The organism is Caulobacter vibrioides (assembly GCF_002310375.3).
Classification (GTDB): Bacteria; Pseudomonadota; Alphaproteobacteria; order Caulobacterales; family Caulobacteraceae; genus Caulobacter; species Caulobacter vibrioides_D.
This window is the reverse complement of sequence record NZ_CP023315.3, coordinates 650,280-672,121: the sequence shown is the minus strand read 5'-3', so window position 1 is coordinate 672,121 and position 21,842 is coordinate 650,280. Positions and strand designations below refer to the sequence as shown.

Here is a 21,842-nt window from a genome sequence, read left to right as displayed (position 1 = left end):
CGACGTTGGCTTCCATGCTGAAAGCGGACACCCGCTAGGGGGCGTTACGCGCCCCCAGCACCGTGGACGCCGACAGTTCCGGAGCCACAACGGCAAGGTCGTAGCCGCGGATGAGCGCGCGCCATTCAGGCGTCAGGGCTTCCAGATCGGTGCTACGCAATTGGCGCAGATCCACCACGAACCAGTCGCCCGGCGGCGTGTCCGATGGGCGGGCCAGCATCACATCCTTGCGCCAGTCGCCGCCCTTGCCGGTGGTCGCATCGAAGTTTTGCAAGGTCACCGGGCGGCCGACGCCGGCATATCCGCCCAGCGCGCCTTTCGCGCCCGAGACGATAAGGTTGACGGACTTCACGCCCTCTCCGTCGGCATGTTCAGCGACGAAATTGCCCAGGTCGCGCTGACCGAGCGGGTTGTAGCCCCTGTAGAGATGGTAGGCGCCGAACTTCATCAGGAGGCGCGACTGCGGCGCCTCGGCGAAGTGCGTCGCCAGCGTCCGCTTCATCAGGCGCGCCCTGCGCCCGTTCGAGTCGCCGGTGCGGGTCCGCGAGCCCTGATAGATGGCGCGGGTTTCGCGCAAGGCGGCGAACAGCGCTTTCGCCCGGGCGCCGCCGTCCTGGTCGATGGCTGTTCCTGCCTGATCCAGCGTCGCATCGGTGACCTTGAGCAGGAACAGGTCGAAGGGGGAGCCGGAGGCCAGCGCGGCCTGCGTCGCCGCCCGCTCCTGTTCGGCCAGGGCCTCGATCTGGGCGCGGGCGAGCGGTCCTGGACCGGCCGCCAGCATCTGTTCGAACAGGTAGCCGCTGACGCCGAAGAACTCCTGGTCCAGCCCCCACAGCTTGAAGTCCGGCCCGGCGACGCCCGCGCAATCGGCCGCCGTCTGCCCCTCGTCGCGGCCGTTGAGGAAGGCCATGGCGTCGGGATGGGCGCGCATGAAGTCGGAAATCTGCTGTTCCCGGTCCGGCGCTCTCAGCCGTGCGTTGACCACGCCGGCCGCCTCCGGCCCGATCTCGACGACCATGGCCGTCAGGCCGTCGGGCGCCATCAATCGACAGACGTTCGTGGTGAAGGCGGGGATCTCGCGCGAAAAATGGCTCTCGCCGATAAGGACGTACCGGCTGGCGCCTATGGCCTCCGAGAGGATCGCGGCGCCCGGACCCGAAAAGCCCTGCGGCCGGACGGTCAGCGGCGAGCCCGCTTGCGCCAGGCGCTCGACGAAGGTGAGCGGCTTGACGGTCTCGGCGCGGGCGGAAGCCGCCCACAGGCTCACCAGCGCGAAGGCGGCCACAATCGGTTTCAGATTCATATCGCTCACCCCCGTTGGATGAAGCGGCCTTACGGCGATCCCTGAACAACCGCGAGTTAAATCGCGATTACAACTCACGTCTCTGCTGGGAGCGAGGGGACAAGGATCATGCCGCCAATACGCTGATCCTCGGCGTGTTGCCTATGCCAATAAGACTGACGGCGGGCCGCTACTTATTCAAGCGGATCGAGGTTCCGCAGGCGCCAGCCGGGCACTGAGCGTCGCGGCAAGGCCAGCATGACGCTTACCGCAAACGGTTGGCAAAATCGTCGTGAGTCTCCGCCACGCACCAGGCGAAAATCAAAGCAACCCAATGATTTAAGAGAAATGGCGCGCAGAATCGAATGCGGAAGATAGCTACGCCTACGCCGCAGCCCTCTAGGGCACGAATTGCCGTGCTCGCCGGGGCTTCGGGCGCGGTATGCGGTTGTCAAAGCCCCCACCGCCCCCTCGGGCAAAGCCAGGGCATCGCCATGGACACCTTCAAAACCGAAAGTCTGCCTGTCTACCTCTCGACGGTGGAAGCTGCTCAGCTTCTCCGCCTCTCACCAAGGACGCTCGAAAAACATCGCGTCTACGGCACTGGTCCATCGTTCAGGAAGATCGGTGGCAGGTTAATCTACGCGGCCGCCGATCTTGTCGCTTGGGCGGAGACGGGAGCTAAGGCCTCCACATCAGACCCGCGCAGCGGGCCAGGGCCAGCAAGAAGGCAGTCGCCGTCGCTTCAGTAAGAGACCATGCCCCAGGCGGGCGCTAAGAGCGTTCGCTTGGGGTCGGGAATCGACATTCGTTTAGGCGCAAACTCCCAACGTCGGTGTGTCCACATCAAGGGCCGGCGCCAATGGCCGCTCCCGGCCCTAGTTGGACGTTGCCTTAGGGGGTGTCGGACGTCAGCGTTCGAGTACGCCGTCGTTCTGAGCGGCTACCGAGGCGGCGGAGAAATGAATGACCGCTTTCGATCTGAGGCACCGTCAACAGCGCTCTGCGGCGGTCAAAGGGAAAGGTTGGGACACTCCGGGCAGCACCGAAGACTACGGCGCTGATACTTGCCTCACCGTACAAGGCTGAAACCGACACCCATTCGATCCAGGTAACTGAGATATTTCCAAGGGCTGTCCTGTTCAGCCTTCTTCGTGGTGCCATAGGTGCCGATCACATGCACGGCGACCCCGACCACAAGGCCCGTTCCAATTCCCCCTAGGTAGTTCGCTGTTATCCCGGTGGCGATCGGCCCGAAGGCCCGTTCAGCAATCTTCTTGAGCGCCGCAGCTGGCTCCGCCAATGCGCCGACGTCAAACACGGCCTTGGCGATTTTGCCGAAGTTGGCTTTATCCGCCTGCCAGTCGGCGAAAATGTCGTTGACCGTGTCGTTTAGTTGCTCTTCCAGCACTCTAGGATCGTGGATCACTTTGGGCAGCTGACTTGCTGCCACCTGCAAGGCAGTGCGGAACTTGGCGAAAGCGGCGCGTTCGCCGGCGATCTCCACCAGTTTGGCAGCATCTAAGCCATCAACGTTGCAGCGCTGATACACGAGAAACTCGCCAAGGGTGCGAGCATTGACGTCGCCGGCCGGCGGCGGCGGATTGATCAGATCCTCAAAAGTCATGTCGGGGCGCGCCGAAAGGACGCGACCATGCATATCGGGAAACTCGGTAATCACCTCCAGGCCCTCGTTGGCGGCGCAGGCCAGGGCGAGAGTCGTCATGATCGCGCGTCCCAACTCGGGGTGAACCTCGACATAGCCACGTGAATGAGGTCGTCTAGGCTCGCGAGCTAGACCGCGTAGCTCCAGGAATTGCCTCAACTCGTAAAACAACTTCTCACCGTGAAGCTGGAAGGCGGTGTGTGGATCCTCCCGGTCGTCCCAGAAATCCATTCCTCGCGAGAACTCCGGCAAAGCTTCCACCGCAAAACGGTGCCGAAAGCCTTCTGTGTCCTGGTCGTACATGGCGGCGAGTTTGGCTTGGAAAGCCCGTTGCGCGTCGACTACAAAATCGGCCGTCAGATCGGCCGGCCGTAGTAGAGGTTTGGAGCCATTTGCTTTCCAAGCGAACGGCTCGATATCAGGCTGGTCGCGCGGCCCTCTGCCATAGGGCGGTGTCATCCTTGCTACATGCGGGAACAGCAACAACGTCTTTTTGAGCCATTCGACGTCACGTACGCGAATATACGGATAGTTCAAGGCGTCGATCACGGCCCCTGTCCTTCGAAGGCGCGCCCCCGGCGGCGAGATCAGACTAGAGCAATCTGCTCAGTCGCCAAGGTCGAGTTTAGCCTGCGCGCGACGGATCAGCATAGGGGTTCCGTGGTCCGCACCGCATCACGGTCCAGCACCTTTCTGAACCGACACTAGCTCGCCCCGAGCTTGACAAGCTTGCCAGATACAGAGCGCCAAGATGCGCTATTCCTTAGCCTTCAAACTCAACTTGTAATGCCGGCTTTATAGAAGCCCGCGCTTGTTTCCGGCGTACATGATGCCGCTAGAACCGGACTCTGCGTACGTCTTCAACGGATCGGTTTGAGAAGTTGGCGCTAGGTCAGAAACCCGCCCTTCGCGGCGTACAATCGGCGGGCTCCGGGAAGTCCGCCGGATACCCTGTCGTACAATGGCGTCGGTGCGCTGATACAGACACCTGTGAGAACTATGAGTGGCCTTTGGCGATCTAGGCGCAGGTCGGGCACCATCAGCGACGCTCTCAGGCGATCAAAGGGGAGGCGCTGGAAACTCCCAGCAGGTCTGTAAAAGTGCAGCGTAGATAAGCTAGGTCGCGATGCCACTATCGGGGGCGCTGGGATGATCGAGATTTTCGAGTTCCGCCTTGAGAGCGTGGACGATCTGACGGGAGATTTTCTGGAAGGTCGCGAGTTCGGACAACAACGCCTTCAGTCGCTTTCGCTCAGTTGCATCGCTATCCAGCGCCTCCCGGCCTGGTCCAGTCAGGAGGCGACGCAACGCCGCCAAATCAGGTGCAGCGGGGATCTTGGCGGCACTCGCAAGCGCGTCCCAGTCGACGCCTTCCTCGGCATGCGCCGCAGCCTGGTCGAGCACATAGGTGATCATAATTCGGGCCGTCTTATCGAAGCTGATAGCCGCGTTCAGCCAAGGCCCTTCCCCCTTGGTGGGTCCGATAGCTTCGGGCAGATAAAAGGGCTGCGTCAGTTCCGGATCGAGACGTTCGAGCGTCCGCAGGATGCTCTCGTACCGCTCGAAAGGCCGCTTCTCATGCGGGAACACAGCGCGATGCTCCCATAGCTCCAGGATCGCCCGCGCGCAGTCGCGCTGCACTTGGTCGTCTGAAGGAGCGGCTTCTGCTGCAATGATCTTCGCAGCGAGGTCATGCGCCATCCACTTGGAAAGCATATCGTCACGACCTTGCCTTTCTTCGGCAAAAAGCGAGACGAGTGCCTTTCCCAGTTCGACAATCTCAGGAGAGAGTTTCAATCGTTCCGTCATGGTGAACTAGATAGAACCTGAAATAGGGCAAAGGGTGCTCTTCGTAATCCTTGGCGTCGCGCTCTTTTTTCCAGCGTGAAAGATCACGTCGAATCTCGACCTCGATAATCACGTCCATCCGTAGCTTTTTCAGGACGGCCTGTAGGCTACGCCTGCTGATCATCAGGCGATCACCTTCGACGCGTGCGCCCTCGTCACCATCACTCACGCTCGTCGCCCATCCCTCGCTGATAAAAAAGGGGGTCTTGCGTCCTGATCGTATCCAGCGCCGTCCGTCCCTAGTGGACTGGAGGCCTAGCTGGGTCCGGATTTCCCCGGCCGGCGTTGGAGGGGGGTACCGCATAAACGCAGCCCAAGGGTCGTGGCGGTCCAAATGTGGCTCGGCGGTGTCATTCCGCACCCAGGTACGAGTGACAAACGGTGGCTTGCTCTCCTCCTCCCGCCCTTCGGATTGGGGATAAAAGTCCCACGGATGATCGGCAGTTTGAGCCCCTGCTAGATAAGCGCGACTGGCCTTGGGATCGACTAAGGTGCTATGCACACTGAAGTGTTCGGATCCTGCGGCCGTGACTTCGGTCCAATCCCCCCAAATCACGAGTTGAGCGGCGTCGCGCCCTAAGGCGCGATCGAAATCCGCAGTGGAGATTGACCAGCGCCAGATATCGTCGGGTGCCTCTGGCAGTCTGGGGGGCAAACACGGCACAGGATCACGACGATCAAAGATCCAAAGCCCATCTGACCGGGTGAGCGTCCGATACCCGAACCAACTGACAAACTCGTCAGAGCGCTCATCGGAATACTTCCGCGGCGCATGGGTTTCGAGCAGTTGCCCGGCCGCCACCATCGTTGCGTGGTAAGTTAGGTAGGCGTTGTAGGACGAAGCAGGGCTTCCTCGTCCTCGTTCACGATGCGCAAGAGTCCTCTGAGAGCGCCGTGGTTCCCGGTTCCAGTGACCGTCGGCGTCCAGCGCCCAGTCGGTTCGGATCACGCGCTCGGCGATGCGCTCGAGGTCCGGCATCGTGATCAGAAACGCCCTCGCCACTCCCTCCATAAAATCCTTGCTGTCATAGTCGAAAAGGTAGTCACGGCCCCCATCACGAGACGCGTATTTGTCGAAATGCGGTCCCTCGCCATAGCCGAGCGCGCGCGGCGCAAGCTTGGACGTGTTCAAGGTTTCGAGGCGCTCGCGCTCGCTCGGCGCGATGTTGATGGCACCGGCGCGATCCAACGCCAGCAAGGCGTCGGCCGCATAATAGCGGATCATGACATGAGGGTTGTCTCGGCGCGCCAGCCTTCGCAGGAAGGCGGCGTAGTCGGCGACCACGCCAGGACTTTCGCGAGCGGAGCGCGCGAGTGCGACGACAAACCATTGACGAGCGTGGAGGTCGTAGAAAGGAAGGTTTGGACTGGCGAAGGGCCCAGCGCCATTTTCAGCGAGCCTAACCATAGCAGCGAGAACATTTCTTCGCCCAAGCCGAGCAAACGCCCGAACGGTATGGGCAGCTTGCCAACGGATTTCATCCTGCAATGCACCAAGCGCTGCCCAGACCAGCCCACCCATGGCCTCGTCGATCGAAGGACCCGGGGCAAGCGCGACACTCCAGGTGCCGTCGCCGGCTCCTTCCTCCAGTGAAGCTTCGATGAGGGAAAGAGCATGATCCAATGCGCTCTGGGCGTCAGAAGGGCCTAGAAGCGTGGCGAGCAAAGGCGCCAAACGAAAGAGATTGGCGCTTCCCGCTGGTTCGATGTCGTCGGCGACGCCCGCGAGAACCTGCTCGACAATCTCCTGATCGGAGCAGCCTGCCAGCGTGGCGGCCTGATGTATCGAGAACCCGGCGTCGTGCCTGGGCATATGAAGGCTCCAGCACAATCTGCGCGCCGTCGTTTTCATTGCCTGTTTCAGCGCCTGGTCGATCGCGCGGCGTTGTCTCAAGTCTGGGGGGATGGACTGAAGGAACTCCCGCAGATCGTAAGTGTCCAAGTTTCGGGTATTGAGCACCGCCTCGATGAACGCCGGCGCATCAGCGGGAGGAACGCGCTGAAAGACGGCGGACCAAAAACCCTGTGAGGAAAAGGGCCCTTTGGCGGCACGAAGCGCCTGTCGGGCCTTGAGCGCTCCACCGGCCGTTTCAACCGGCCACCTCGCTAACTTCCTTTGCCAGTCGATCTTCTTGCGTGAAGCAAGCTTGATTCGTTGCTTCGAGGCCTGAACGCGCGGGCGCGCCCTGCCGAGCGCCAGGTCGGCTTCCCCCGTATCGAGGCCGTAACGCGATCCTATATCGACAAAGTCGCGCCACCGTTCGGCGTCACCGCTATCAAGACTGTCGTAGCGAACCACTAGATCAAAGACGGTTTGCCTGAGCGCAGCATCGCTTGTCGCGCCTAAGGCCCTCTCCAGGAGTTCTTTCGTCTTCCAGCCGAAGCGAAATCCGACCAGCCCGCAAGCCAGCACCGGGTCCAGCCGATCAAGTTTCGCTAGCGCATCGGCGAGATCGACGAAAAGTTCATTGAACCAACCCACTTCGCGATCGCGCCAACGACTGATGATCGCCACGGCCGAGCTAGGGGCGAGACCGGCGACACAGGTCACGGTGTCGGACCAATCGAAATGCCGATCGACATACTCAGCGCAAAGTTCTGCCGTCCGCGACAGTCGGTAGGCAAGCTCAGGCTGCTCCGAGCCGGGGACTGCAGCCCGTTCTGCAAACGCCAGGACACCCGCCCACCGATCATAGACGTCATCGCCAAGGCGCGTGGCGACCTCGACCGCAGAGCTCAGAAACGCGCCAGCTTCTGCAGTGTCGAAACTAAAGATCGCGCGCGCTGCGCTCACCAAGGTGTCGATGCGACTGTCGACATCTTCCGCCGCATGATTCCACTCATTGACGGCCGTCCGTTCAGCGTAGGCGTGCGCCTTGCCCTGGAGATGAAGGCTGCGCGCCGCCTTTCGGGCGATAGCCGCCAATGTCGGCACGTAGAGGGGTTGCTTCAGCTTCGCGACCCAAAGCTCGAAGTCGGCGGTCAACGACACGCCCTCAGGGCCAGCCTCGCAAAGTAGGTCGAACCAGATCTCCGCGACCTCGTCCTGGTAGTCGGCCCGGTCATCGCTGAAGTCGTGAATGGACGGCTCGACCGCCTTGCGCGCAGCGGCGATCTCCGAAGCGAGATCGAACGGCGCGCCGGTGATCCGGGAAACCTTTGCCTTGGCCCATAGCTTCCACCATGGAAGCAGAGCGCCGATGCGCCCTTTAAATTCACGCACTTCCCGAGATTCGCTGTGGGGGCGAACCTGCAGGTGTTTTCGGATTTCCTCTGGCGCTACGGCCTCCAAGAGAAGGTCCTCACCCAACAGCGCGGCGCGCAGCGACGCAGCACGCAGGTATTGCTGCCGTTGATTATCAGTTCGGGACGCGATCCAACGCGGCGGCTGTTTTGGCAACAGCCGAGTGAGCCTTCGTGCGAGCGCACGCCGGTCGACATCGCCGCCTTGCAAGGCGGCTACCGCGGCATAGGTCAAGGCCGATCTGCTTGGCTTCGTCAGCCAGGGGGGCTCAAAGGCCCAAAGGCGGCGCGCGCGCGGCACCTTAGCCGAGAGCAGTGCCTTGGCGCTCTCCACACTCAGGCTCCGATTGACCTCCGCAAGCTCAGCGGCAATCGCCCCAATCAGAGGAGCCGCCTGGCGCGTCGTCGCGGCGGCAGCAAGGTCATTTAGGTCGGCGAAGCGTCCGTGATCGACGAGCGTGCGCGCAAGGATACGGCCAGATTCGTACCAAAGCCTGTCAGGCGCCCATAGCATCAGTCCTGCACAGGCCGCGTCTGCCCCCCGGAGATTGAGATGGGCCAGGGCCAGATTAGCGCGATCATCGTTATCGATATTCTGTTCGCTCCTCTGGTCGGATGGAAGGCGCGCCCAGGCGCTCAACCAACTTTCCGCCATCCGAAGCTTGCTGAGCGCTTCCCCACGAAGCTCGGTGACCGAAGACAGGAGCACCGCTTCCTTCACATAGCGTCGCCCCAGCCAGCCGCCCGAAGCGAAGACCTGTCGCGCGACCAGGTCCTGTAGGCGTTCGACATCGAACGTCCTTGCGATCAAATCGGGGTTGTTGCTGAAAAGGCCGTCATGGCGCTCGGCTCCCGCAGCCTCCTCTGCAGCCTTCATTGAGAGCTTGGCCGCATCGGTCCATCGATGGGCGCGGAGGCTGGCGCGAAAGGCGAACTGCAGGCGCTCGACCTCAATTTGTCGTCGCGCGAGCGGGCTGTCGGTCGGTAGCCGCGCGCGGGAGAGCGCCATCTCCACTAGCTCCGCCAATTGGCCGCAGGCCAGCATGAGCGATGGCAAACAGGCCGCCACATACGCGTCTCGATCCGCTAGAGGCTTGAGGCGGTCAACGAAGGTTTGAAGCTGCGCATGGTCAGCGCGATAAGTCTTTCGGAACCAGTCCTCGACCGGTTCATCACGAAATTGAACGGACTCCCCAGCAATGAGAAGGGGTCTTCCTCCACCGAAGTCCGAGACGAAGCTATGAATCGCACCTGCCGTTAGACCCGACATCTGCGCGAGGATCTTGACGGGCACGAGGGGGCGCAACACGGCAAGCGCCGCGCAGAGCACGTCGATATCGGCGGCGGTGCCTACGGCGTCATCCTTGACCTGCGCCAGCGCAGTACGCAGTTGCTCGGCGATTTGAGTGTCGACCGTGGTGGGGCTTGGGCCCAAGGATTTCAGCAACGCCGCTAAGTTTGGCTGAATCGCTATCGCGTTGGCTTGAACGCGCGGATTGGCTGAAGACAGTCGATGAAACTCAAGCGCTTCGGCCGCCGTCGCGGCCGGATAAGAACGCTGAAGATGGGCGGCGCTTTCGGCCAGGGTGAAGGGCTCCAGCGAGATGCGCAGGACATTCGGCGGGGGCTGCAAGAGGTATTCCCGCTCCGGCCTGTACAGCATCGCCAACCGGACGCCATCGGGTAGGTTTTGCCGAACAAGATCACGAACGAAGGCATGCGACCCGCTAGCTTCGTCGGCGGCCATCTGAGCATTGTCCGCCGCATCAACGATGATGGTTATCAAAGACGAGGGAGATCCGGTTCGTAGCGCTATCGCCGCCTCGCCGAGGCGTCCGACGAACGCGCGCATGTATTCACGCGGATCGGCTCCGGAGGAGGGAAGCAGGGGCTCGCAGAGACCAAGGGCGGCGAGCTCGTTGGCGATCTGCACTAAGGCGACACTATGTGGATGCCGCGCGTGGGCCAACTGGCGGTACTCGCCATTGCCGAAGCAATCGTAGACGATGGTCGTCGAGCCAGACGGCATCAAAGTCCCAAGCCGAGTGGCCAGAACAGATTTACCCACGCCCCCCGTGGCGCTGACCAGCACCGGCATCGTCGCCGTGACGATCGCCGCGCCTATTTCCGCCTCTTGCCGCCTGGGGATGGCGCCCGGATCGGGCTCTAGGCGGGACGGCGCAGGAAAGAGGTCTTCCGGACTCGCGCGAAGTGCATACAGCACGTCCCCGGCGACAATAGCGTTGTCGGCTCGCCCTTCTGATGTGGCCTTGCTGGTGACGAGCTCTTTCAGACGAAGCGCAACGTCAAGATCCGTTCCCGCCAGCAGGGCATTGGCCTCGACGCCCAGACGATCAGCTTGGCCTCTGAAATCCGCCTCGCTGCCGTCGAGTTCAAGACGCTCGAAAAATTTGCCAACCAGGGCTGCGGGTAGCTTGGTCCGTCTTTGCAGTTCGGCAGCGACTTGACTGTGCCGAGGCACCGCCTTCGAACCAAGATCGTCAACGCTCTCCAACAGGTTTTTGGAGAAGGGCCGATTTGACGTCACACGAAATGTGAGGCGCGAGTCCACATCGGCTGCACCATACTTCTTCCTGAGCGCCTGATAGCGGCCTGCGAACCCCTCAAGCGTCTTAGACAGTTCGGACACAGTCCATGGCTTGGAAGTCCTGGCTGTGGAGTGCTTGAGTTGGACATAGTCAACACGGTGCGCAGACTTGAAGGTCTGCGAGCCGTAGTATTCGGCGACGTCTACAGTCTCCTCGCCATCGCTGATGGCGCTCCCGCTGCCCGCCTCGCGTACCGAGACTCCCTCAATCGTCACTGCCGCCAAATCGGTGCGCGAACCGAGGAGGCGCAGGCAACGCCGCGCCGCCCAACGATAGTGGAACTGGTCCCCATCGCGACTGAAGCGGACTAAGTCGGACTTACTCATGCGGCCCCATGCGCGCGGCTTCGTCGCAACCTACGGCAAAACTTTGCTACAGGTTCGTACTTGCGGTTTGGAATATCCTACCGGCTGAAATGATCGTGGTAAGCGTCGAGCGGAATAAAGCGACTCGCCACATCAGCGATCTCTCGACCAGCGTGGCTCCAAAATGCGACTTCGACCTTGAACCCTTCAGATACGAGGTCAGCGACGACTGGAACGAAGTCGTTATCACCGGACACGAGGAGCAACTCATCTTTCGCCTTATCGATCACCGTGTAGGCGTCTTTGGTCATGCGCGCGCCAATCGCCACATCGACCTTTTTCTCGTGGTTGGCGAAGTTCTTGTCATAGACTGTCGTCTGAAAACCCTTGCGCTCCAGCATGCTCCAGAAGCTGTCATGAGGCGGCGGCGACCCCCACAGTCGCGCGATAGCGTCGCCACCGCACAGAAATTGGTAGAGCTTTCCGTAGTCGAGGTTCCAGGCGGGATCGACGATCCCCGAAGCCATGGCCTCATAGACACTCTTAGCCAAGCCCTTCTTCACCGCCGACAACCGTCGCCCTTCGATGAAGATGTTCGAATTATCAACGTACACGTAGGTGGTCATAGCTCCCCCTTTCCAATTTCAGGCCTGCGTCTACCGTCTTGTCTTAGCTCGTTCTAACGACGGCTTGGATGCACGCGCGCGCTGAGGATCGTTGTGAGGTCGTCGAGTTCGAGCGGGTATTCCGGCATCGAGTCCCGAATCGGCTGATAGGCAGCCCACATTCGTTCAAAGGTCTCCAGCGTCGGCATGTGCGAGTTGAGATGTTCGCGCCCACGGAAGTTCGGGTAAAAATCCATGTATCCGACCATAAAGGCCAGGACTGACATGTATTCGCTCTCATTGTTGCCGTCGAAACCGCCCCACCGAACGTCCTTGCTGACGTGCGGTACACGAACTTCGAGCTCCGCCTTTTCGGCGGCGTTCAGCTGCTCATAAGCGTCTTCGAGGACGGTCCAGAGATGCATCACGTCGTGCACCTTTTGCACGACGGGTTTGCGCTCCTCATCGCTTTCAGACCTGTCGGACCCATAGCGCTGTTCGATCGCCCAGGTGTGTCCGTTCTGAATGGCTGCGCGGACGAAGCCGACGTTCACATCCCCCTCAATCCCGAGGTGCTCGGCGATATCGCAGAGCAGGAGCGTATTGATCTTGTCGAGCGCTTTCATCTGACTTGAAGTCTCCCTTTCGGGCAATGGTGCGGCCTGCAGCGCGAGGTTGCAAGATCAAGCTTTGCACCCGGAAACCGAAAGGTCTCTGTTCAGGTTCAGGTGCACAGCGCGGGTTTTGATCGACGGCAAGATAAAAGGACCGGGACCTTTGGTCCTGATATCCTTGATGGTGCTAGGCAAATTCCGGGACCTGCATCCTGGCCCTGGTCCCGGATTTTCGCGGTTCTTCCATGCAATCAAAGAGTTGACCGGGACCCGCGAGGACCGGCGCGCGGAAGGTCCCGGCCATCCCGTTGAAGTCGCTCGATAAGTTCGGAAATCCGGGACCTGGCGCGCCCGACGGGTCCCGGAAAATCTTCAACCCCACCATAGACCTAGGACCGATTGGTCCCGGTCCTTCTATCTTGCCATCGAACTATTGTGGGCATTCCGACATGCCAGGCGCTTCGAAATCGCTAATCGCGGCGGGCGGAGCGGCCGTTTGGCCGGACTGCGAGACGCCATTCGACTATGGCTCCCAGTTTCGCTGAGTTAGCGAGGGCTGAACTTCCAATTAGATCGAAAGCGTTCACGGCCAGGGCCCGCAAACAGGCGTCTGGCAGAGTTGCCTGCTGCGACGTCCGCTCATGACCCGACACGGACATCAATCATCGCCGCGTCTCCAGCGGCTGTCCACAGCTGCGAGGGCTATTGGTCCCTTAGGCCTTGCTGGCGCTGGTCGTCCCGGAGCCCCCTCCCCCGCGCGTCAAAGTCGGATGGAAGCGCTTTATGGCCGCATGATGTTCGGCCTTACGAACGTTCAACGCGGCCTGGTCGGCCTTGCAGGCGCCCCATGCAGTTTTCTTTGGCATAGCGCATCGTCGGTTGGTCGGGCAACGCGTGCCCCAGGCTGTGTCGACGGGGTGCGACTGGCGACACCCGCAATGTTGCAACCTAAGCGGCTGTAAACTCTACGTTTCTACACAACTGAGTCGTGTTAAATTTCTAACATAAATCCTAGCTTGCAAGCTTGGCTGCACATCCTTAGGGTTATCGCGCGGATGACTTCTCGCTCCGCGATTGGGAGAGACAAAGTGTTGAATTCGATTTTGCTTAAGGCGAGCGCTAGTCACGGCGCCCACTGCGAAGATTTCTTCGCGTTGGACGATCGCCTCCTAGACTTGGTTTCGGGCGGCGATGACGGCGCTGTTCACTGCCCCAGCGGTGAATACCGAGTTTCCACCCGCCTTGGCACTAATGAAACTCACATCGACTGCGTCGGCTAACAGCGAGTATTATGTCATGAATTCGATCCTGATGCTGGCTAATGGCCGGCAAAATGCAAAAGTCCGCGAGTTCTTTGAGATCGAAGACGGACTGCTTGATCTTGTAAGTGGTGGGGATGACATGGAAACGCGTTGCGACGCGTGCGCAAAGGTTACGACCGTCAAAGACGGCGACGTCACGACCTCTACCGTCGACTGTGTTCCCTGCTAGCAGTTTAGGGGATCTCTTCGGGCCACGCCCGAAGAGGTCTTTCATGCCGGATAGAAAAATGCTTACCGCCGAAGAAAGATACAGCGCTCGCATGACTATATGCGCAATTTGCGAGCACGCACGAATTACTGAGATCATAGGCATCGCGTCAATTACGCGATGCTCAATATGCAAGTGCGTAATGAACGCGAAAGCAAGGCTCGACATTGGAAAATGTCCGATTGGAAAATTTGAATAAGGATCTTGTCTGTGATTCTGTTTGTCGGCTCAAAACAATATTCGCAGCTTTCTACAGTATTTGATAAAATAAGTGCAATAACAGAATCTGTGAAATTTATTGATTTTTTCGAGAATAGTTCGGTATCGGCCATCCTTGAAGATGGCGATGATCATTTTAGTATATTCTTGAATGGCGTTCACTTGGAAAGCCCGACGGTCGTCGTATTCGATCCGAAGTATCTCGCTCAGCAATTTGGTGCCACCGAGGAGTGGGCCAGCAGGCTAATCACGCAAAGGAACTGGCGAGCTTTCAACGACAATCTCATCAGCATCCTGCCTGGCAAAAAGCTCAATGAACCGGCGGCAGTTCAAGATATTCTGCCGAAGATGAAACAATTGATCCTCGCCTGCGAGAGTGGATTAAAAATACCGCAAACTATTGTAAGCAACGATACGGCGAATATTGTAAATTTCGGCGAGAAATTCGGCAGTCTAATTACGAAAGCCCTCGGAGATCCGACAATTCCGGTAGTCGGTGAAGATAAAGCCCAACGCATTCTCATGACGGCTCCGCTGGATCATGACATCCTCGCGTCGGCGGACGAGAAGCAACCTTTTCCAGTCCTGGTGCAGAAGAACATCGAAAAGCGCTTCGAATATCGTGTGGTTTTAGTGAGGGACCGCATTTTTGCTTTCCGGATCGACCCGCACGCACATCCCTTGCTGGCCACGGACTATCGCCGCGGCGGCTTTATGGTGAAATACGTCTTGACGGATCTGCCCATAGATATTGCGGGAAAGATCGCCATTCTTCATGAGAAAACGCGCCTATTCTCCGCGTCCTACGACCTAATAGAAGGAATTGATGGTGAATTCTACTTTTTAGAAGTCAATCCCGCGGGGGTTTGGGGCTATATCGACGAAAGTAATGGTGGCGTAATCAGCGATGCCTTCGCGGAAGAAGTACTGGCAGAGTTTGCACAGGCGGATCAACCTAGCCGACTGATCGCCGCGCAATGAGTCACGATGGCTTTGCGTTATGCGACGAGGGCCCTTCACATGACAACGAGGGGCCTTCACATGACAAAGATCTATTTCGGCCAGAGGTCCTCGCGCGGGCCACGACCCAAATGGATGGCGAGACGCCTGTGGGCATTCCCACCGCATGGGGAGTGCTCGTGCTTGGGCTTTGTTTGGGCTCAGCATTGCTAATGTCCATCGCCTTATGCGTGCCATTCAACAAAACCTACGCCGCTGAAGGTCAGATCATTGGCAAGGCTGATCATGGAGCGCTCGGTGCCACCGAGGCAGTGGCGGTTGTCTACGCGCCTGCTTCAATCACCCGTCTTGTCATGCCTGGCCTGCCCGCGACCGTCGCCTATGTGGGGCAGCGAGAGCGCGCTCGCCCCGCTGTGGTGAGATCCGTCTCGCGAAGCTTCGAACAGCTTCCAGATGCGCCCCCCGCCCCCAACAGCGCAGAGGCACGCGCCCATCGGATCGAACTGGCGCTCGAGCCCGTCGCAAGCGGCCTATCCGGCGCTGCGGGGGCGGTGCCGGGAGCACGCGTCGTGGCGAGCCTACCAGTCGGACGAGCGAACTTGGTAAGTATCATTCTTGGCCGCCCAATTTTGCTCGGAGTTGGCTGATGTTCCGAGCAATGGGGCAAAGACGTGGTCGCTTGCCGCTTTTTCAATCGGTTGAAGGCGCCGAATGCGGCTTGGCCTGCCTTGCGATGATCGGTGCGTATCATGGTCACGACATCGACCTGAATGGGCTGCGCCAACGTTTTTCCATTTCGATGTCTGGGGCGAGTCTACGACATCTCAAGCAGATCGCCGAAGAGATGTCGCTGACCAGTCGCGCGCTCAAGGTCGACCTCTTGGCCCTACATCGCGTCAAGACGCCGGCCATCCTGCACTGGAATCTCGACCACTTCGTGGTGCTAAAGTCCGTGTCACGAGGGCGGGCGGTCATCCACGATCCGGCGCGCGGCGTTAGAACGATCTCATTCGACACCTTATCCGCGCACTTTTCCGGCGTGGTGCTCGAGTTGGAGCGCGGGACCGAATTCGTCCCGTTCAGCGCGCGGGCACCGGTGCGGCTAGCAGACCTTTGGAGCGCCATGCGCGGTCGCTACATGGCCTCCGCACAGATCGTCCTGTTGTCCCTAGTTTTGCAAGTAATGGCGTTCGCCGCGCCGTTCCAACTCCAGCTCGTTATCGATCACGCCATCGAACAACGCGATCAGGGCCTGCTTTTCATCCTTGCCGCGGGTTTCGCGACGCTCGTTGTTCTGCAGGTCAGTTTGGAGGCCGTCCGCAGTTGGGTACTGTATCTATTCGGCAGCCAGTTCACGTTTCAGACGATCGGTAACGTTGTCCGACATCTGATGCGATTGCCGTCTGATTTCTTCGAGAAGCGCCATGTTGGCGACATCCTGTCGCGTGTGGCCGGCGTTCGGGCCATCAAAGATACGCTAGCGCAAGGTGCGCTGTCGGCTCTCTTGGATGGTCTAATGTCGATCTTCGCCCTCGTTGCGCTGATTGGCTATTCGCCGAAGCTGACGGCGCTGGTTGTATTGTCTGTAGTGCTCTCAGCGAGCCTGAACCTCCTGCTATTTCCCCGGATCAGGATGGCGATGGAGACGCAGCTTTTGGAAGCATCGCGGGAGCAGACCTGTCTGATGGAAACGGTTCGCGCCGCGACCACGATCAAGATCATGGGGGCGGAACTCGAACGCGAAGCGCATTGGCGCAAGCTGTTTGTCCAAGCCTTCAACAGCGCCGCGTCGGTGGCGCGGCAGGAAACCGCCTTGTCGTCGCTCCAATCGATCACGACCGGCTTGCAGGGTGTCCTCATTCTCTACCTGGGTGCTTTGCAAGTGATGAGTGGTCAAGGGTTTACGTTGGGCATGTTCATCGCATTCCTTGCCCTCAAGCAGACTTTCGTTGATCGCTCGGCGACCCTCCTAAGAGTTGTTGGTCAATTTCGGCTATTGCGCATGTACATCGAGCGCCTCGCCGACATCATCGCTCACCCAGCCGAGCCGTTCGCGGCTCCTCGCGACCCGACCGTGATCCACGGCGGAATTACCGCCAGATCGGTGTCGTTTCGCTACGGATCTTCGGACAAATGGGTGTTTCGAGACCTTGACCTTTCGATCACCCCCGGAGAGTTCGTCGCCATCACGGGACCCTCCGGCCAGGGCAAGACCACCCTCCTGAAGCTGCTACTCGGGTTGCAACCGCCAACGACGGGAGAAATCATGCTGGGCGAGCGATCGGCGACTCCCTCCGTGTGGCGCGATTGGCGCGCGCATGTCGGCGTCGTTCTGCAAGACGACCGCTTAATGTCCGGCACGCTGGCGGAAAATATCGCCTTCTTCGCTCAGGATCTCGACATGGAGCGCGTGATCGCCGCAGCCCGCGCCGCGAAAGTCCACGACGATATTCAGCTTAAGCCAATGCAATACAGGACGCTCGTTGGCGATATGGGCTCCAGCCTTTCGGGCGGCCAGAAGCAGCGATTGTTGCTCGCCCGCGCGCTATACCGGCAGCCGCGCATTCTACTTCTTGACGAGGGTACAGCCAATCTCGATGAAGCGAGTGAGGAAGCGGTTGCAACCTTGGTAGCTGATCTTCCCATTACGAGGATCGTCGTCGCTCACCGACCTGCGCTCGTGCTTCGCGCGAGTCGAGTGCTTGAACTTCGGGGAGGCGTCCTTTCGGACGTCACACATCTCTGGCGCGCTCATGCGAACACCAAGCCGGAAGTGCGCCCGGCAAATGTCCCCGCATCCTCAATCGCCTAGCCAATCATTTTTGTTCCCGGAGTTGCACTGGTTCATGCTTTGGCTTTTTACCCTTCCTGCGCTGCCGGCGGCCCAGGTCGCATCGCTCCCAGCCCGTCCGGGTGCCGCCGATGGAAAAGTCGAGGCGATCATTATCACAGCGCGCCCGCAAGATGGTCGCGACAAAATCGATCGACGGACCTACGATGTCCGCACGGATCCAGCGGTGGCGGGGATGGGTGCGACGGATGTCCTGAGTCGTCTACCTTCCGTTACTGTATCTCCGGCAGGTAGGGTGGCGTTGCGCGGCGATCCCGGCGTCGTCGTGATGATTGATGGGAAAGTACCTGCCAACGGTACCTCCGCCCTCCAAGCCCTGCCCAGCAGCAGCATCACGAAGGTCGAAATCATGACCAACCCTTCCGCGCAGTTCGCGCCGGAGGGGACTGCGGGTGTTATCAATATCATCACGCGAAAGCCGACAGTCGACACGCTAACTGGTACCCTGACGGCGCGGATTAACTCGCTTGGAGATATCAACCTCTCGAGTTCGGCCGACCTCAAACGGAATGGGTGGGCCGTCGCCTCGCGGCTCTCACTCAATCGCAACGAGAGCAAGTCGGACGGCGATGCGCTCCAGACATCCGCGGTGAACGGAAACCCAATCACCCAACGTCAGGATCGTGGTGTCACCGCGTTGGATAGCTCGCTCGTCAATCTCAGCGTGACGCGCGCCGCGCTTGGACGGGGCGACCTTACCCTCGAAGTCCAGAATCTCGAAGGCACCATCGACGGCGTTACGCTCTCAACCTTTGATGTTTGGGCCAATGGAACCAACGACCGGCTAGTGGAAACCAAAACACTTCGTTCCGACACGCGCCAAACCAACCTAAACGGCACCTATTCGGAAAAATGGCCGGACGATCATGGGTCGTTAGAAGCCTCTATCGATCACGGCGTGACGCGTCAGAGAAATCAAGTTCACTTCGTCGATCGCCCAGCGGGCGCGAGCCTAGCCACGACGGACTATACGACCACGTTGCGCACCTCTGGATCAGATGACGAGGCGAAGATCGCGATGGTGGCTAATCTCGCGGGTCCATCGATCTTAAGTTTCGGTGGAGCCGCGAACCGTACCAAGAGCTCGATCGCGCGCGCGTATAGCGGCCAGGCGATAGGGGGAACCGACGATACCGGCGTGTTCGATGGCCGGCGTTCGCGAGTGTCCGGATACGCAACCTATCAGTTCCCACTCGCAGGGCTTTTAATCATGCCGGGGATGCGCATCGAGTTCGAAGACTTGGCCGTGGCGTCTCCGCTTGCGTCTCACGCCAAAGGCGCCACACGCCTCTTCCCATCGTTACACACAAGCCGGCCGCTGGGCGGCGGAAAGCTTAAGGCGAGTTATAGTCGGCGCATCTCGAGGCCCAGCCTGAGTCTTTATGATGAGCGTCGCACTCTCGTGAGCGTCGGGAGGTTCCGCTACGGGAATGCTGAACTCAAGCCGACGACCAGCGACTCTTTCGAGATCAGCTATGAAACATCGGCGGCGGGCGCTCTCATGGGGGCCTCGATCTACCTCCGGGTGAGCCATGATCCTTGGCAAGATTTCACCACGGCTCGAAACGACGGCACATTGTTAACGACGCCGATTAACTACGATAGAACCCGTTCAGGTGGGGTAGAGTTCACCTCTAGAGGGGGCTCGTTTTTCGGCTTTGGATACAGCGCCAGCCTCAACATCTTCTATCAAGAACTGATCTTACTATCGAACGCCCATCCTTCCAGCACCGGTAGGTTGACTTTCTCGGGCAACGCCACCATCGAGAAGAAGTTCAAAAATGGCGACAGGTACCAAGCGTTCATCACGGGAACCGGCCGGTCGCAAACCATTCAAGGACACCAAGCCGCTTACTCCCAAGTCGATCTAAATTATAGCCACAACCTGACACCGAGCGTCGTCTTATCGGCGGGCATCGTCGATCTCTTCAACGCAAACCGTTTCAGGGTGGTCACTTTCAACAACGGAGCGGTGATCCGCGCCTCAACCGAACCCAACACACGCGCTGTGAAGATGGCGATTGTCTACAAGTTTGGCCAGCGACGCTGAACCGCCTTCGCCGATCCGGCGACGACGACCGCCCCCCCCCGCCCTGACGCCTCTAGCCGGGCTAGTACCGGTTCCGGCTTCAGACCCGAAAGTGTCGGCGAGATCGCTGCCACAAGGGGCAGCTTCCACCCTTTGACGTCGGCTGCGCGAACTTAGGGACCAGCCTAGAAGGCCATGACTAGCTGCCCAGACTGCGCCCTGAAGCGCTTGGTGGAACGAGGGCCGGGTGGGATGCTGAGCGTCAAGGGTGCGCGCCTGCGGCGAGCATCGCGGAGCGACGGCGAAGCCGCCCTTGACCCTCAGCATCCCGCCCGGCAGAGGCTCGGCAAGCGCTTCAGGGCGAGCACCGACCTTTCAGGTCCGGCCTCCCCGCCGGTCTGGTTGTCCCCACCGTCGATTCAGTGCGAACCTTCCCTCAGCATCCTCGGAGGGACCCATGGCGGACGACAAAGACGCTCTGATCAAGCTGACCACAGGCGTGGTCGCCGCTTACGTCGGCAACAACCGCCTGGCCATCGCCGACCTGCCGGCGCTGGTCAGCAGCGTCTTCGCGGCCCTGGAAGGCGCGGGTGCGCCCGTTGCGGCTTCGGCACCGGCCGAGGGGCCCGTGAAGCTGACCGCCGCGCAGATTCGCAAGAGCATCACGCACGACGCGCTGATCAGCTTCATTGACGGCAAATCTTACAAGACGCTGAAGCGCCATCTCAGCACCCACGGCCTGACCGTGGTCGACTACAGGGCCAAGTTCGGTCTGCCGGCGGACTACCCGACAACGGCGCCCTCCTACAGTGAGGCGCGGAGCGCGATGGCTAAGGCGCTGGGCCTCGGCCAAGGCGGTCGTAAGGGCAAGGCTGCGGCGAAGGGGCGGGGCAAGAAGGCCTAAGCCTTCAGGCGAACACCAGGGCCACCGGTGGCGTCGGCGGCCAAAAACACGATTCCGTCGTTTTCCAGCGCAGCTTGGATGCGATCGAGAGTGCCTGTCTGCATCCCACCCTTGTTCGACTCGAACCTATGAATGGTTGAATCGGCCACCTGCGAACGTTCAGCCAGCTCTCGAACACTGATCCCCAGGGCCGCGCGAGCCATCCGGATTTGAGCTGGCGAGATCATTTTTAGAGAAATTCTCCGACTTCTTACAAAATTCTGTTGACTGACTGCGAGAAATTCGCTGAAGTCTAAGCAGAATCCTCCAAAACGCCACCGATCTGCACGCAGGTCGGACCGAGCGCATGCGCCGGGAGCGCCCTCATGGCCAAAGATCGAGTTCCAACCCTACCGTCTCGACGGGCTGCTATTGGTGTCGCCGCCTCCCTTTCCGCCGCGACGACGCCCCGCGCCGGCGAAGGGGTTTCAGCGCTCTGTGCGGAGTGGTTGGCGCTGGACCTGGAGATCGACCAACTAAGCCTTCGCTGGTCGTCTCTGGAGCTACAGGCGGCCCGCGAGTTCGACTGGTTCAAGCTCTCTACGGCGAAGCGCCGCGCGCTACCGATGGCGGCGGAAATGGCCGACATCGACGCGCGCCTCGAACAGCTCTTCAAGGACCGTGCAAAAGGCTTGAAAGCCCTACGCCGCACCAAGGCGACAGAAGCCCACGGCGCGTTCGGCAAACTCGTCGTAGCGGCGCGCATCAGCCAGCAAGACGGCGGCGACGTCCACGCCCTCCTCACCGAAGCCATTGAGACCCTGGCGACCCTGAAGTGCCCGAGCTGTGGAGCGCCCTTTGCGCCCGCTCCTGACCGCTCGTAACGGACGACCGCCGTTTCCTAGTCTTTACCGCCGACACCACGAAGCGGCGTTGAGCGCCGTTGATCTCGACGACCAGACCGACACCGTTGCGGAATGGCCCGTCGCACCAAGGCGGCTTCCCCGCCTCTCGACCTCTACGACTACCTCCTTCCAGCGCCGGCAGTTCGTGTTCGGCCGGTGGCTGAGGACGTCCCGATCCGCGTCACCGACGATTGGCCCGACTTCGTGCCGGTCACCGACCAAGAAGCGCGGATCATCGAGGCCTTCTTCGCCGACGTGCTCGACGAGCTGTTCGGCCCCATACCCTGACAGTT

General features: G+C 60.2%; 15 protein-coding genes. 8 read left to right on the top strand and 7 right to left on the bottom strand.

Annotated features, from left to right (window positions below; translation table 11 throughout):
• Positions 1-34 precede the first annotated feature (34 nt).
• On the bottom strand, positions 35-1,303 hold the full coding sequence (locus tag CA606_RS03235; RefSeq protein ID WP_096052411.1) for a hypothetical protein: 1,269 nt from the start codon (positions 1,301-1,303) through the stop codon (positions 35-37).
• Positions 1,304-1,776: 473 nt separating this feature from the next.
• Here CA606_RS03235 and CA606_RS03230 point away from each other — a divergent pair, with 473 nt between their 5' ends.
• A complete protein-coding gene (locus CA606_RS03230; RefSeq protein ID WP_096052412.1) occupies positions 1,777-2,034 on the top strand; it encodes a helix-turn-helix domain-containing protein in 258 nt (85 codons plus the stop codon).
• Positions 2,035-2,354: 320 nt separating this feature from the next.
• On the opposite strand, the gene CA606_RS03225 is transcribed toward CA606_RS03230, so the two are convergent.
• The 5 genes from CA606_RS03225 to CA606_RS03205 form a co-directional block, all read right to left on the bottom strand.
• Complete coding sequence (locus tag CA606_RS03225; protein WP_096052413.1) at positions 2,355-3,497, bottom strand: hypothetical protein; 1,143 nt, start codon at positions 3,495-3,497, stop codon at positions 2,355-2,357.
• Between the two features lie 567 nt (positions 3,498-4,064).
• Entirely contained in the window at positions 4,065-4,757 is a 693-nt protein-coding gene (locus CA606_RS03220) for a hypothetical protein (protein ID WP_181242756.1), read from the bottom strand.
• Positions 4,729-10,974, bottom strand: a complete 6,246-nt coding sequence (locus CA606_RS03215) for a hypothetical protein (protein ID WP_096052415.1) — start codon at positions 10,972-10,974, stop codon at positions 4,729-4,731. Before CA606_RS03215 ends, CA606_RS03220 begins: the two co-directional genes overlap by 29 nt.
• 77 nt (positions 10,975-11,051) lie before the next feature.
• Positions 11,052-11,579, bottom strand: a complete 528-nt coding sequence (locus CA606_RS03210; RefSeq protein WP_096052416.1) for an NYN domain-containing protein — start codon at positions 11,577-11,579, stop codon at positions 11,052-11,054.
• A 53-nt stretch (positions 11,580-11,632) separates the two neighbouring features.
• Positions 11,633-12,184: a YfbU family protein gene (locus tag CA606_RS03205; protein WP_096052417.1), complete on the bottom strand. Its 552-nt coding sequence runs from the start codon at positions 12,182-12,184 to the stop codon at positions 11,633-11,635.
• 1,179 nt (positions 12,185-13,363) lie between these two features.
• Here CA606_RS03205 and CA606_RS03200 point away from each other — a divergent pair.
• The 5 genes from CA606_RS03200 to CA606_RS03180 all read left to right on the top strand — a co-directional run bounded on the left by CA606_RS03200 (position 13,364) and on the right by CA606_RS03180 (position 20,665).
• On the top strand, positions 13,364-13,663 hold the full coding sequence (locus CA606_RS03200) for a hypothetical protein (protein ID WP_096052418.1): 300 nt from the start codon (positions 13,364-13,366) through the stop codon (positions 13,661-13,663).
• A 243-nt stretch (positions 13,664-13,906) separates the two neighbouring features.
• Positions 13,907-14,902, top strand: a complete 996-nt coding sequence (locus tag CA606_RS03195; RefSeq protein WP_181242755.1) for an ATP-grasp domain-containing protein — start codon at positions 13,907-13,909, stop codon at positions 14,900-14,902.
• A gap of 625 nt (positions 14,903-15,527) precedes the next feature.
• Positions 15,528-17,693, top strand: coding sequence for a peptidase domain-containing ABC transporter (locus CA606_RS03190; protein WP_096052420.1), 2,166 nt, complete (start codon positions 15,528-15,530; stop codon positions 17,691-17,693).
• Between the two features lie 34 nt (positions 17,694-17,727).
• The gene (locus CA606_RS03185; protein WP_181242754.1) at positions 17,728-19,782 is read left to right on the top strand and encodes a TonB-dependent receptor; all 2,055 of its coding nucleotides are present in this window, start codon (positions 17,728-17,730) and stop codon (positions 19,780-19,782) included.
• Between the two features lie 436 nt (positions 19,783-20,218).
• Complete coding sequence (locus tag CA606_RS03180; RefSeq protein ID WP_096052422.1) at positions 20,219-20,665, top strand: MucR family transcriptional regulator; 447 nt, start codon at positions 20,219-20,221, stop codon at positions 20,663-20,665.
• Here the strand turns inward: CA606_RS03180 and CA606_RS03175 are convergent.
• Complete coding sequence (locus CA606_RS03175) at positions 20,662-20,892, bottom strand: helix-turn-helix domain-containing protein (protein WP_096052423.1); 231 nt, start codon at positions 20,890-20,892, stop codon at positions 20,662-20,664. The genes CA606_RS03180 and CA606_RS03175 overlap by 4 nt on opposite strands.
• Before the next feature lie 138 nt (positions 20,893-21,030).
• Between CA606_RS03175 and CA606_RS03170 the strand changes: the two genes are divergently transcribed.
• A complete protein-coding gene (locus CA606_RS03170; protein ID WP_181242753.1) occupies positions 21,031-21,528 on the top strand; it encodes a hypothetical protein in 498 nt (165 codons plus the stop codon).
• A 93-nt stretch (positions 21,529-21,621) separates the two neighbouring features.
• The gene (locus CA606_RS03165) at positions 21,622-21,837 is read left to right on the top strand and encodes a hypothetical protein (protein ID WP_096052425.1); all 216 of its coding nucleotides are present in this window, start codon (positions 21,622-21,624) and stop codon (positions 21,835-21,837) included.
• Positions 21,838-21,842 lie beyond the last annotated feature (5 nt).